General features: G+C 40.3%; 16 protein-coding genes. 4 read left to right on the forward strand and 12 right to left on the reverse strand.

From position 1 onward, the window contains the following. Nucleotides 1-24 precede the first annotated feature (24 nt). Entirely contained in the window at nt 25-567 is a 543-nt protein-coding gene (locus tag L0951_RS04010; RefSeq protein WP_234109626.1) for a DUF4251 domain-containing protein, read from the forward strand. Nucleotides 568-582: 15 nt separating this feature from the next. Here L0951_RS04010 and L0951_RS04015 read toward each other — a convergent pair whose 3' ends face one another. The 4 genes from L0951_RS04015 to L0951_RS04030 are packed head-to-tail and all read right to left on the reverse strand — an operon-like array spanning nt 583 to nt 2,329. Then, on the reverse strand, nt 583-909 hold the full coding sequence (locus tag L0951_RS04015; RefSeq protein WP_234109628.1) for an iron-sulfur cluster assembly protein: 327 nt from the start codon (nt 907-909) through the stop codon (nt 583-585). 38 nt (nt 910-947) lie between these two features. After that, nucleotides 948-1,643, reverse strand: coding sequence for a 3'-5' exonuclease (locus L0951_RS04020; protein ID WP_234109630.1), 696 nt, complete (start codon nt 1,641-1,643; stop codon nt 948-950). A gap of 52 nt (nt 1,644-1,695) precedes the next feature. Beyond that, nucleotides 1,696-2,040, reverse strand: a complete 345-nt coding sequence (locus L0951_RS04025; RefSeq protein WP_234109632.1) for a tRNA-binding protein — start codon at nt 2,038-2,040, stop codon at nt 1,696-1,698. Nucleotides 2,041-2,047: 7 nt separating this feature from the next. Next, a complete protein-coding gene (locus tag L0951_RS04030) occupies nt 2,048-2,329 on the reverse strand; it encodes a cytochrome C (protein ID WP_234109634.1) in 282 nt (93 codons plus the stop codon). 79 nt (nt 2,330-2,408) lie between these two features. On the opposite strand from L0951_RS04030, the gene L0951_RS04035 reads away from it, so the two are divergent. Both L0951_RS04035 and meaB read left to right on the forward strand, forming a co-directional pair. Next, nucleotides 2,409-3,404, forward strand: coding sequence for an enolase C-terminal domain-like protein (locus L0951_RS04035; RefSeq protein ID WP_234109636.1), 996 nt, complete (start codon nt 2,409-2,411; stop codon nt 3,402-3,404). A gap of 22 nt (nt 3,405-3,426) precedes the next feature. Beyond that, nucleotides 3,427-4,419 (forward strand): methylmalonyl Co-A mutase-associated GTPase MeaB, encoded by a 993-nt coding sequence (meaB, locus tag L0951_RS04040; RefSeq protein WP_234109638.1) that lies wholly within the window; start codon nt 3,427-3,429, stop codon nt 4,417-4,419. On the opposite strand, the gene L0951_RS04045 is transcribed toward meaB, so the two are convergent. The 4 genes from L0951_RS04045 to L0951_RS04060 form a co-directional block, all read right to left on the reverse strand. Beyond that, nucleotides 4,416-4,820, reverse strand: coding sequence for an OsmC family protein (locus L0951_RS04045; RefSeq protein ID WP_234109640.1), 405 nt, complete (start codon nt 4,818-4,820; stop codon nt 4,416-4,418). The two genes, meaB and L0951_RS04045, sit on opposite strands and share 4 nt — an antisense overlap. 108 nt (nt 4,821-4,928) lie before the next feature. After that, the gene (locus tag L0951_RS04050; RefSeq protein WP_410685913.1) at nt 4,929-5,411 is read right to left on the reverse strand and encodes an OsmC family protein; all 483 of its coding nucleotides are present in this window, start codon (nt 5,409-5,411) and stop codon (nt 4,929-4,931) included. Beyond that, nucleotides 5,336-5,938 (reverse strand): energy transducer TonB, encoded by a 603-nt coding sequence (locus tag L0951_RS04055; RefSeq protein WP_234109642.1) that lies wholly within the window; start codon nt 5,936-5,938, stop codon nt 5,336-5,338. The genes L0951_RS04050 and L0951_RS04055 overlap by 76 nt, the downstream gene beginning before the upstream one ends. Before the next feature lie 8 nt (nt 5,939-5,946). Further along, entirely contained in the window at nt 5,947-6,795 is an 849-nt protein-coding gene (locus L0951_RS04060) for a hydroxymethylglutaryl-CoA lyase (protein WP_234109644.1), read from the reverse strand. 160 nt (nt 6,796-6,955) lie between these two features. Between L0951_RS04060 and pepT the strand changes: the two genes are divergently transcribed. Further along, nucleotides 6,956-8,215 carry a peptidase T gene (gene pepT, locus L0951_RS04065; RefSeq protein WP_234109646.1) on the forward strand — a complete coding sequence of 420 codons (1,260 nt, stop codon included), beginning with the start codon at nt 6,956-6,958 and terminating at the stop codon, nt 8,213-8,215. A gap of 71 nt (nt 8,216-8,286) precedes the next feature. On the opposite strand, the gene L0951_RS04070 is transcribed toward pepT, so the two are convergent. The 4 genes from L0951_RS04070 to L0951_RS04085 all read right to left on the reverse strand — a co-directional run bounded on the left by L0951_RS04070 (nt 8,287) and on the right by L0951_RS04085 (nt 13,029). Beyond that, nucleotides 8,287-8,778, reverse strand: a complete 492-nt coding sequence (locus L0951_RS04070; RefSeq protein WP_234109647.1) for a hypothetical protein — start codon at nt 8,776-8,778, stop codon at nt 8,287-8,289. A gap of 78 nt (nt 8,779-8,856) precedes the next feature. Beyond that, nucleotides 8,857-10,056, reverse strand: coding sequence for a diaminopimelate decarboxylase (lysA, locus tag L0951_RS04075; protein WP_234109649.1), 1,200 nt, complete (start codon nt 10,054-10,056; stop codon nt 8,857-8,859). Between the two features lie 172 nt (nt 10,057-10,228). After that, a complete protein-coding gene (locus L0951_RS04080) occupies nt 10,229-11,452 on the reverse strand; it encodes a PolC-type DNA polymerase III (protein ID WP_234109651.1) in 1,224 nt (407 codons plus the stop codon). Nucleotides 11,453-11,508: 56 nt separating this feature from the next. Beyond that, nucleotides 11,509-13,029: a helicase HerA-like domain-containing protein gene (locus L0951_RS04085; RefSeq protein ID WP_234109653.1), complete on the reverse strand. Its 1,521-nt coding sequence runs from the start codon at nt 13,027-13,029 to the stop codon at nt 11,509-11,511. Nucleotides 13,030-13,082 lie beyond the last annotated feature (53 nt).

The raw sequence follows: 13,082 nt of genomic DNA on the forward strand, positions 1-13,082 counted from the left end.
AATCAAAAAGTAAAAATTCAAATTATGAAAAATCTGCTTAAGATCATGGTGTTAATTATTCCCATGCTTTTGTTTTCATGTGCCTCAAAATCAGGCGCTCCAAGTTCCGTGTCGGCTGAGAAATTGGCAACGATTCTTGATTCGCAGGAATTCACCTTTATGGCGAAACGGGCCAATCCAATGGCTGGAGATGTGACCAATATATTGAACTCATTTCCGAACTCCTCCGCCAGCAGAATCCTGGATCTGGATTATGGATATACTTTGGTGATTAAGAAAAATGAATTGAATGTGAATCTGCCCTATTTTGGCAGAATGTATCATCCAAGTTACGATACTGCAAAGAACGGCTATCTTTTCGTTTCCAAGGATTTTAAGATAACTGAAACTGCCGGTAGAAAAGGAAGCACTGTTTTTCAAATCAGCACAAATGACCAGCAATTTCTGAAAAAGATGATTTTGGAAGTTTTCAAAAATGGAAAAGCTTATCTTTCGATTGATTCTAATGACCGGCAGCCGATTTCTTATGATGGCTATATCATGGAAAATTCAGAAAATAAGAAATAGACAATATTTTTGTCCTTAAATCATCCCCAATTCAAAACGGGCTTCCTCACTCATCATGTCGCGGTTCCAGGTTGGTTCGAAGGTGAGTTCCAGGTCCACTTCGGTCACATGTTCCACCAGTGCAATTTTTTCTTTCACTTCTGCGGGCAAACTTTCCGCAACAGGACAGTTCGGTGAAGTAAGTGTCATGATGACTTTCACCGCCGCTTCATCGGAAATCTGCACATCGTAAATGAGCCCCAATTCGTAAATGTCAACTGGGATTTCCGGGTCATAAATGGTTTTGAGGACTCTAATGATATTTTCGCCGATATCGGCAATTTGGTCGTCGGTATATTTCATTTGGCAATCGGCTTTCAGCAAAAAGCTTCCAGCGGTTTTTATTCTGATTTTTTCAATAAATCTTCCTGCCTCATCCGGCGGAAAATATTTGCCAAAGTTAAGACATCTTTTTCACAATATTGAACAATTCTAAATAAGTCTTTTTCTATCCAGTACATTGACGCGACCATTGAACCGTCTATGTCGTCCTTCGGAGTGGGAATTCCGAAGACATGGGCCAATAACTCCAAAGAAACATAAGATTTGTAATCCCCGAATTTCCAAAGTTCCATCGTATCAAGATGGAGGATTTCCCAAGGTTTTTTTCCGAATAATTGAAAAGGCTTCGGCGGTTCCATTCCATTGATCAAAAACCTTCTCGCAATCCACGGGAAATCGAATTCCTTCCCATTGTGTGCACACAAAATTACATCGTGGAGTTTTGGGCTGTTGAAGATTTCGCCAAATTCTTCCAGAAGTTTCTTCTCGTTATCGCCATAAAAACTTTTGAGTTTAAGTTTTTCACTTTTATCCAAAATCCCCACCGAAATGCAGATGATTTTTCCAAACTCTGCCATGATTCCGCCACGTTCTTTATAGAATTCCTCAGCGGTGAAATCGTCTTTTCTCTGATGCAGCGTTTTTTTGTCCCACAGTTTTTGTTCGGATTCCTCCAGTTCATCCCAGTTTCCAAATTGCGGAACCGTTTCTATGTCCAGAAAGAGTACTTTTTCTAAAGGGATGTTTTTGAGCATGATTGACATTATTATTGACAGGTGAATTTAAGAAATTTTTTCCAGGACCGAATTACCCCACCTGAAAACCATTCCCCACTTCAAGCGACAGAGATAAAAGCGTAACCTCCTTATTTTCCCCATAAACACCCAGAACCAAACATTCGCTGAAAAAATTGGCGATCTGTTTTCTCGGAAAATTCACCACCGCGATAATCTGTTTTCCGATGAGTTCCTCCTTAGAATACAGTTTTGTGATCTGAGCAGCAGATTTCCGGATTCCCAATTCCCCAAAATCAATCTCTAAAATGTACGACGGGTTTCTGGCTTTCGGAAAATCTGAAACGGAAATGACGGTTCCGCTCCGCATATCGATTTTCTCAAAATCCGACCAGGATATTTCAGGTTTCAGTTCCACGGAATTCCTATTTTACCGAAACAACATAGTCGTAAACCATTTGGTGCTGCTCCTCGTTAAGTTTTGCTTTTGGCGCCATAGAATTCATGATTCCCACCCAAGCTTGTGCAGAATGATCGGTTGGTTGGGGTAAATCGTGGCATTTTTTGCAGGAATTTTCAAAGATGGTTTTTCCCTGTGAGAGATATTCGGCAGAAATGGTTTTGGTTCCGGCTGCAGCGGGAGTTTTCGGGGTACATGAAACGATGAATGTGGATCCAAGAATTGCAGCAACGGCTAAAATTTTCATAATTTTTAATATTTAATGTTCTCAAAAATAAAGAATTTTCTGCTTATTTTTGTTGGAATCTCTTTAAAATAAATCGTTGATGGAACTCACCTGGAAAAGAACGAAACTCATTTTGAAAGAAACTTTTTCCATTTCTTATGGAAATTACGATTTTCGGGATGCACTTTTGATTTCGCTTTCACACCAAGGCAAAACCGGTTACGGTGAATGTGTCGCCATTAATTATTACGGAATTGATCTCAATGAACTGATCTTAAAGTTAAAGAAAATTCAAGGAACCATTGAAAATCAGCAAATAATCCATCCGAAAGATTTCTACCGATTTTTAGTCGGGTTGAATCTTCATTCGTTTCTCACTTCCGCATTAGATGGTGCATATTGGGATTTATTTGGAAAACTGGAGGGAAAAACTTTTTCAGAGTTAAACGGTTTCAAAGAGTTAAAACTCCCCGAATCGTCCTACACGATCAGTATCGCTCCAATCGATAAACAAATCGAGAAGATTAAAGATTCAGATTGGAATCATTTTAAAGTAAAATGCAATGGATTAGACCATGAAAACGTCTTCAAACTTTTAGAAACCGGAAAAAAAATCGCTTTGGATTCCAACACAAGTTTTTCTGATGCTGACTGCGATTTCCTGCAGAAAAATGAATGGTCCAAGCGCTTCCTCTATATCGAACAACCGCGACCAATTGGACAATACCAGATTTTAGATAAAAATAAAAACGCAGTTTGGATGGCAGATGAAGACTGCCAAAACGGTTCCTATCTGGAGAAACTGCTTCCCCATTATTCGGCGATCAACATAAAATTGATGAAATGTGGCGGCATTACGCCTGCGTTGGATTTAATTGGTGAAGCTAAAAATCTGGGATATCAAGTGATGATCGGATGTATGACCGAATCTTCGGTCGGGATTTCTGCCGGAATTGCAGTTGCATCCTTATGTGATTTTGCCGATTTGGATGGGGCGAATCTCATTTCGAACGATTTTGCGATAGGAAGTTTTGTGGAAAACGGGAAAATTTTCGTTTCCCAGGAACCGGGTTTGGGAATTGAACTGATTTCCTAAAAGAATTTGTATTTTTGATTCAATGAATTTTTCCATCAAAGAACTTACAGAAGGTATAAAATCCTCCGACAAACGCCTCCTTGCGAAAGCGATTACTTTGGTGGAAAGCAAAAAGCCGGAACACCGAATCCTTGCGGAACAATTGCTGAAAGAAATCCTGCCTTTTACCGGAAAGTCAATCCGGATCGGAATTACCGGAACTCCGGGTGCGGGAAAGTCCACTTTCATCGAAAATTTCGGGCGGCTTGCCATTTCCAAAGGGAAAAAAGTGGCCGTATTGGCGATCGATCCGAGTTCTTCATTGAGTAAAGGTTCCATTTTAGGGGATAAAACCAGAATGGAAGAATTGGCAAAAGAAGAAAATGCTTTCATCCGTCCTTCTCCAAGTTCCGGGTTTTTGGGCGGAGTGGCGAACACCACTTTTGAGACGATGCTGATTTGCGAGGCGGCAGGTTATGATTTTATTTTGATAGAAACCGTGGGAGTGGGACAAAGCGAAGTTTTGGTTTCAGACATTACCGACGTTTTTCTGTTCCTGAAAATAATCGGCGGTGGCGATGAATTGCAGGGAATCAAAAGGGGAATCATGGAAATGGTTGATCTGATCTTCATCAATAAAGTGGACGAAGAGAATTTGAATAAAGCAAAAAACACCAAGGTTGAACTGATGCGGGCGCTGCATTTTATGCACTCGAAAGAAAAAGATTGGAAAGTCCCGGTTTTACTTGGTTCCGCACTGAATAATCAAGGATTGGACGAGGTTTTTGCTCAAATTGAGGCTTTGATTTCTTTAAAAATCAAAAATAAATCCTTTGCCAAAAACCGTGAAAATCAGGCGGAAAAACGTTTTGATTACTGGGTTCAGGAATATATTCTTCAAAAGACGAAAGCGGAAAAGGACCTGCAAAACTCTTACGGGTTTCATAAAAAAAATGCCTCCGAACTGAAATCTAATCCAAGTTCGGAAGCGAAAGTCTTTGTGGAGAAATTATTTAAGAATAACCCGAAGAATTAATCAGGATATTCGAAAATTACAGTTTTCTGCACATTTGGATGAATTGATAATGCAACCGGACAATTCAATGCAGTGTTCTCGATGAATTGTTTGTCATCATCTGAATAATTTTTTGGGAAACGAACGATGCAGAAAATGGTTCCAATTCTTTTTGGATCGGGATGCGTGGATTTTTTTAGTTCGCATTTGGCACCTGTAATATCGATTCCTCTGGGTTTTCCCAAAACAGCAACTGCCATCAGCATCGATTGACCGTAAGAAATTCCAAAGATATCGGATGGTGAAAAGTACTCGGAAGTTCCGCCTTCACGAAGTGGCGCACAGGTTATGATTTCCGCTTTTGATTTGTCATGTTCAGAGACAATTTTGAAGTCTCCCAAGTAAGTAATTGTTGCCGTCATAGTTTGAGTTTATTGAATGATAAAGATATAGATTATTGTCAAATATTCAAGTAAATGCGATATGATTTTAATCAAAAATTAACAGTTACTCATTTTTTTGGAAAATCCTTAATTTCCATAATGAAAACGAACCGTCTTCTTCAAATCCGCGTTCAGTGACAACGCAACCGGACAAGTCATCGCGGTTTCCTCAATAAAGGCTTTCTGCTCATCGGAATAGTTTCCCCTGAAATAAAGGTCACAGACAATCTCTGCAATTTTTCTCGGTTTTGGGTTCATCACCTTCTGGACTTCCGCATAGGAATCTTCGATCTCTACGCCGTTGTTTTTTCCCAGTATCGCAATCGTGGTCAGCATGCACTGTGCCAAAGAAGTGGCGCATAAATCGGTGGGTGAAAAGGCGGCACCTTTTCCATGATTGTCAGTTGGAGCATCAGTGATTATTTTTGATCCCGATTGCAGATGTTCGGATTCGCAACGCAAATCGCCGGTGTAGATTACTTTTGAAGTCATGTTTATTTGAAGTTCATTGTTACAGGGAGTCGGAATCGATTCGTCGTGGTAACTCCATTTACGCATAATGGAGTCCATTTTTCAATTTTGTACATTGTGATTTCAAGTTCTCGATTAAAATCTTGATGGTCACCGGAAGCTCGTACATTTTTAATTTTACCCGAAGAATTCACTACAAATATGACCGTGCTTTTTAGCTCTTGTTGGAGTCCAGATTCAGAGGGCACATCAGGTGATCCGGTTGGTTTGTACAGACTCTTATTTGCTAAAGTTGGGAATTTCATTGAATCTCCGTTGTTATTGCATTTTGTTCCGATTTCTTTAAACGTGGTGTCTTCTTCGCTGGTCTCCCTTTGCTTAATTTTTTCAAGTAATCCGAACTTAAGTTTCCTGCGATTCATATTGACTTCATTTTCGTGCAGTGCCATTATTCTAAGCCGTTCTTTTCTGGAAATCTTTGCCAGTGAATCTTTTGCACTTTTTTGATATGCAATCAGCATAGAATCGTATTTTTTGTCAATTCTCCTCATCTCTTCAATTTCAGAATTTTGCCCAGAAAGTGAAACAAAGAAAAAAATAGCCGGAAGTAGAACAATTCGGTACATGGACATGATTAAAAATGAAATATGTCTTTTGCTTTATTAAAAGCACTTTCGAAGTGGAGCAAATTCAGTGAATGTTGGATTTTTTCCTTGGCCATAAAGTTGATGACCTGTTCTGTGGGCATATTTCCTACCAGATCATCTTTCGCCATCGGACAACCGCCGATTCCCTTGATCGCAGAATCAAATCTTCGGCAGCCTTTGTCATAAGCAGCTTTCAGTTTTGGATAAGAGTCTTCATACCGGTTATGGAAATGTGCGCCAAACTCTATTTCAGTATATTTAACGGGGATTTTCTCAAACAAAAGTTCTATTTGTTCCGGAGTTCCGGTTCCGGTAGTGTCTGAAAGCAGAATGTTTTTAATGCCGATTTCATGGAAGCGGTTTGCCCAGAAATCCACATCTTCCCATCTCCATATTTCGCCATAAGGATTTCCGAAAGCCATGGAGAAGTAAACATTTAAACCCCTTCCGTCAGATTTTAAAAGATCTGCGATTTTCACGATGTCCTCAAATGCCTCTTCCTGGCTTTTATTCGTATTTCGATGTTGGAAAGTCTCGGAAATAGAGAACGGGAACCCCAAAATATCCACCTGTTGATGTTCCAGAGCTTTCTCGGCACCCCGGTAATTGGCTATAATCACGGAAAGTTTGGTGTTGGAAATCCCCTTGTCGATCTCATCAATCACCCTTCCCGAATCTGCCATTTGTGGAATCGCTTTCGGCGAAACAAAACTGCCACAATCCAAAACATCGAAACCAACGTCCATCAGCGAGTTGATATATTCAATTTTTTTTTGTGTCGGGATGAATTCACCCCAACCTTGCATCGCATCTCTTGGACATTCGGTAAGAAACATTTTTTCCGTTTAAGATTTTCGTAAAGATAATCATTTTGAGGAAAGCTGGAAATGCAGGACTGAAGTTTTCCAAAAGGAAGCAATATCATGGAATTTGATGCCTGAAACCTGAAACAAATTCACCGCAAAATCCTTAACTTTGTTGAAAATAATACAGTTTATGACGACGATTGAATTTAACCTCGAATGGAAGCTGAAACTTCAGAACAGATTCATTAAGTACGCTAAAATTTATTCTACCAGTGATCCGGAAAGCGAAACCACGCCTTCCACAGAAAGACAGTGGAATATCGCCAAATATATTTTTGAGGAACTGAAAGACCTTGGATTGGAAGACGTTTCTTTGGATGAGAACGGGTACATTTATGCTTATGTCCCATCCAATTTGGAAAATGACGACGAACCGGTGATTGGTTTCATTGCACATTACGACACTTCACCTGATTTTTCCGGTGAAAATGTGAATCCGCAAATCTGGGATGATTACGATGGCGGCGATCTGGTTTTAAACAGGGAAACTGGGTTTACGTTGTCTCCTTCAAAATTTGAAAGTTTAAAAAATTACGTCGGAAAAACTTTGATCACCACTGATGGAACCACACTTCTAGGTGCGGATGACAAAGCGGGAGTTGCGGAAATTGTAACTGCTGCAGAATATCTTTTGGCACATCCAGATATTAAGCACGGAAGAATTGCAATCGGTTTCACGCCGGATGAAGAAATCGGAAGAGGTGCGCATAAATTTGATGTAAAAAAGTTCGGTGCAGAATGGGCATATACGATGGACGGAGGTGAAGTAGGTGAGTTGGAATATGAAAATTTCAACGCAGCAGGAGCAGTGGTAAAGATCCATGGTTTGAGCGTGCATCCAGGTTATGCGTTTGGAAAAATGGTGAATGCGTCTTTATTGGCGGCAGAATTCATCAAGATGTTGCCAGAAAATGAAACTCCTTCCACCACCAAAGGTTTTGAAGGATTTTACCATTTGACGGACTTAAAATCTGATGTTTCCGAAGCAAAAATTCAATACATTATCCGTGACCACGATGCCGGAAAATTTGAAGCAAGAAAGAAATTCATCACCGAAAAAGTGGAAGAATTCAATAAGAAATTTGGCGATGGCACTGCGGAAATTGAAATCAAGGAACAGTACCGGAACATGAAGCAACAGTTTGAAGGAAAAATGCACATCATTGAAATTGCGGAACAGGCGATGAAAGATGCAAACATTGTCCCGAAAATCAAGGCAATTCGCGGCGGAACTGATGGTGCGCAGCTGTCTTACATGGGATTACCTTGTCCGAATATTTTTGCGGGCGGAATCAATTTCCACGGACCTTATGAATATGTAGCACTGGAATCCATGGAAAAAGCGGTAAAAGTAATTGTGAATATTGCAAAAGCAGTGAAAAAGAAATAAGCAGGAAATTAAATACGGAAGCCACCAGTTCTTGCCGGTGGCTTTCTTTTTTTGAAGTCAGTGATTATAAGTTAAGAGTCCCCACTCTCCGTCACGAAATTCACCTTGATCCTGATTTTGGAATCCACCGGAGTTCCATCACATTTTGACGGAGTCCAATTCTTTTTTACGCGACTGAATGCATATGACAAATCCTTCAAAAACATTTCGCTGTTTTCAACCTTCGGAGTGATGTCTAAATGGGTCACCTTTCCTTTGGCATCAATATCCACATGAAGGAAAAAATTGCCGTTTACCACATAAATCTGCTTGTCCACATAAGCTGAAATATACTTGAAAAGTTCGCGGGTGAAAGCCGCATCACCACCTTCAAATTGTGCACGGACAAAATTCTGGTTGTCGCCACATTTTGTGTTCTTGTAGTAATCAAAAGGTTTTTTGATATCTACTCTAAAAAAACTGTTGCTTCCTTCGGCATAAAAGTAGCCTTCCTGCATTTCCTCGATTTCCTGTGCATGAAAAAACGAAAATGCAAACATGAATAAAAAAATTAATTTTCTCATTGGTAAAAAATTGGAAAGTAAAGTTACGAAAAACCCTTAAAAAAGCGGCCCATTTCTGAACCGCTTTTGTTTGGAAAATTAAAGTACCTCGATCTGATTTTTTAACAAATCTTCAAACTCATCTCTTTTTCGGATGAGGTGGGCTTTTTTATCAAGATACAAAACCTCTGCGGGTTTCAATCTGGAGTTAAAGTTGGAGCTCATTTCAAAACCGTAAGCTCCTGCGTTTCTGAATACTAAGATGTCACCTTCATGGATTTCGTTGATTTTTCTGTCCCAAGCAAATGTGTCGGTTTCGCAGATGTTTCCCACCACGGTGTAGATTCTTTCGGAACCTTTTGGATTGGAGAGGTTTTCAATGATATGGTAGGAATCATAAAACATCGGACGGATTAAATGGTTGAAACCGGAATCCACTCCCGCAAAAGTAGTTGCGGTGGTATGTTTGATGACATTGGTTTTCACCAAAAGATGGCCGCATTTGCTGACCAGAAATTTCCCGGGTTCAAACCAGAGCTGGAATTTTTTGCCCGACTCTTTTTCATAATCTGAAATAGCTTTTTCCACTTTTTTGCCTAAAGTTTTCACATCAGTTTCCATATCACTCTCTTGATAAGGAACCTTGAAACCGCTTCCCATATCCAGATATTTCAAATCCGGAAAATGATCGGCAAGTTCAAACATGATTTCCAGACCTTGCAGAAAAACGTCCGGATCTTTAATTTCGCTTCCGGTATGCATGTGAAGTCCTTCCACTAAAAGTTGAGTGGACTTCATGATCCGCTCAATATGCCTCAATTGGTGAATGGAAATTCCAAACTTGGAATCAATGTGTCCTGTCGAAATTTTGTGGTTTCCACCGGCGTAAATGTGCGGATTGATTCTCACAAAAATCGGATAAGAACCCCCAAACTTATTTCCAAACTGTTCCAGAATTGAAATATTGTCAATATTGATGTGCACCTTGAAAGACATCGCTTCCTCGATCTCTGACAAATCCACACAATTTGGTGTGAATAAAATTTTGTCCTTGGAGAATCCTGCTTTCAGTCCGAGTTTCACTTCGTTAATGGAAACACAATCCAATCCAGCTCCCAATTGCTGCACATATTTCAAAATATTGATATTGGAAAGCGCTTTGCACGCATAGAAGAACCTCGTTGTCTTGTGGAAAGAGGTGGTGAGTTTCTCATATTGTGTTTTGATGGAATCGGCGTCGTACACATAAGTCGGCGTTCCAAACTGCTCGGCGATTTTTAATAATTCTTTGTTGGTCACTTTATTTATTTGATGTTTAGAGTTTGAAGTAGAGAAATCGACCTCTTTTATAAGACGCAAATTTAAATATTTTCCAAACAACAGATTCCAAAATTATGGAAATGATAAGCAGGGCGGTTCAAATTGAAGTAAAAATAGCCAAAAGCGTAATGAGGTTCCCCAAAATGAGATGCTATTTCGGAAGTGGGATGATTTCGAAATCACCTTTCAAAAGTCCCAGTTTCAGATCATTTTGCAGATCGTGAGCGGAAGTCTTGATTTCGATTTTCAGTTGGTTGATTTGCTTTTTCGATTTGATCTGGGTATGAAATTCATAGAATCCATAGCCGGTTAAGGCACCTTTTTCCAACAGCAAAAATGATTTTTCACCTAAGGTTCTTCCGGTGGACAGCCAAAGCTCATTGCGCTTTTTCAGGTCGATGAATTTCAGCAGATCTTCCGCATCGCTCAAGTTTTCGTTGCTTTTCAAATGTGCCACTGCTTTTAATCCTTGAGTAAAAGATCTGAATTTTATAATGGGTTTTTCCTCTTTTTGCTGCGATATTTTATCGGCAAAATATTTTCCATTCTTATAATAAAGCCCAAAAGACAGCGTTTCCCTCTTATGCAAACCCTTGGTCTTCATCATCAGTTTGGCAAGGATATGATTTCCGGTAAGTTCGTAATGAATTTTTTCGGTTTCGGTTTGAAGGATTTCCCAGCGTTTCAATTTGGATGTGAAAATCTTTTTGGCGGATTTGCTCAAATCATCTACGAAATCCGAGAAAATTATCTTGCCATCCGCATTTTGAAAGTAGAGGATTCCCCTTTCCGAAGGTAAATCCTGGGTTAGATTTCGAACCTTATTGACATAGGAATTGGAATTCTTGTCTTCAAACTGCTGCTGGATGATCTCCGAGTCTTCATCTTTGATGATCAGCAATTTCAGCAAATCCAAAGTTGCACGCGCATCTCCACCTGCTCTGTGTTGCTCGCTCAGCGGAATTCCCAGTGATTTCACCAGTTTTCCCAGCGAGTAGCTTTCCGCTTCGGGAATCAATTTTTTGGCCAGTGGAATGGTGTCTAAAGTGTTGATGGTGAAGTCATAACCCAGTCTCTTAAACTCTTGCCGAAGCATTCGGTAGTCAAAATCTATATTGTGACCAACCAGAGTGGAACCTTCGGTGATTTCTATTACTCTTTTCGCGATTTCATGGAATTTTGGTGCGGTTTTCACCATTTTCGGGGTAATCTTGGTCAATTTTTGCACAAAAGGAGTGATTTCGCTTTGCGGGTTAACCAGTGAAATAAACTGGTCCACGATTTCGTGACCATCATACCTGTAAATTGCGACCTCAATAATGCTTTCCTTCCTGAAACCCGCTCCGTTACTTTCTATATCGATTATTGAATACATTGTTTTAACTTATATCGCATGGCAATCAGCTTTTAGCCAAAACCCACTCGCAGTTTTTATCTCCTTCTTTTCAGCCCGATCATTCCTAAAAATGCGTTGGTCGCCTCCCGGACAATCATGTTGGTCACGGTTCTTCCTGCGCTGGATTTCATGACTTGCTCAAACATTCCCGGTTCCTGTTTCGCCGGTTTTACCGCCGGTTGAGCGGGATTCTCTGCGGCCACATTCATCCTTCCCATCAGTATTTCATAAGCAGATTCTTTGTTCACGGGGGTTTCATATTTTGCAACCAATGCAGACTGAGCTGTAAGATCAAGAACTTCCCCGGGTGTTAGAACATCCATCCTGGATTCTGGAGAAATCAGATAAGTATGTACCAACGGTGTGGGAATACCTTTTTCGTCAAGAGCGGTAATAAATGCTTCACCAATTCCTAGATTTTGAATCAGCTCGCCTGCTTTGTAATATTCGGTAGTGGGATAGTTTTCCACGGCTTTGTCTATTTCTTTTCGGTCTTTCGCCGTAAATCCACGAAGTGCATGCTGAATTTTTAAACCTAACTGAGACAAGACGTTTTCAGGAACATCGCCCGGAATCTGAGTGATGAAATAAATCCCGACTCCTTTCGAACGGATGAGTTTCACCATGGTTTCAATTTGATTTAATAAGGCTTTTGAGGCTTCATTAAAAATCAAGTGGGCCTCGTCAATAAACAAAACGAGTTTTGGTTTGCCGGAATCCCCTTCTTCCGGGAAAGTCATATAGATTTCCGCAAAAAGTGAAAGCATAAAAGTGGAAAACAATTGCGGTCTATTCTGAATATCGCCCACTCTCAAAATACTGACAACGCCTTTCTCACCCTCTTTTGCGAGCAGATCATATACGTCAAAACTCGGCTCGCCAAAAAACTGTGCCGCTCCCTGTTGTTCCAGCGCAACAATCGAACGGAGAATCGCACCAAACGAAGCCGGAGCAATATTTCCGTAATTCTGCGCCAGTTCGGCTTTTCCGCCATTTGCATCGGTAATGTATTGCAGGACTTTCTTCAAATCTTCGAGGTCAATTAAAGGCAATCCTTTGTCATCACAATATTTAAAGACGATAGATAGGATACTTTGCTGGGTATCATTGAGCTGTAAGATTTTTCCCAGCAAAACCGGACCGAATTCAGTAACGGTGGAGCGAAGTTTCACGCCTTTCTCACCTGAAATCGACATCAGTTCCACTGGAAAACTCTGTGGCGTAAAGCTAAAACCAGTTTTTGCGTAGCGGTCTTGAATGATGGCATTTTCAACTCCCGGTTCTGCAATCCCAGAAAAATCTCCCTTGATATCGAGAACCAAAGACGGAACACCGGCTTTGGAGAGCTGTTCCACAAAAACCTGCAGCGTTTTGGTTTTCCCTGTTCCTGTGGCACCGGCGATTAATCCGTGTCGGTTTACTGTTTTCAGGGGAATGGTAACATCCACTTCCTTAACGACTTCGCCATCGAGCATTCCCTTTCCCAGGGTAATGTATTCGCCTTTTGGAGTATATTTTGTGGAAAGTTCCTGAATGAATTTCGCTTTATCTGCCATCTTCTAGATTTGTTTGAAAGGATAAAGATAAAAAATAATATGAAAAATTCGCG

It is taken from the genome of Chryseobacterium sp. R2A-55 (assembly GCF_021401085.1).
Taxonomy (GTDB): domain Bacteria; phylum Bacteroidota; class Bacteroidia; order Flavobacteriales; family Weeksellaceae; genus Kaistella.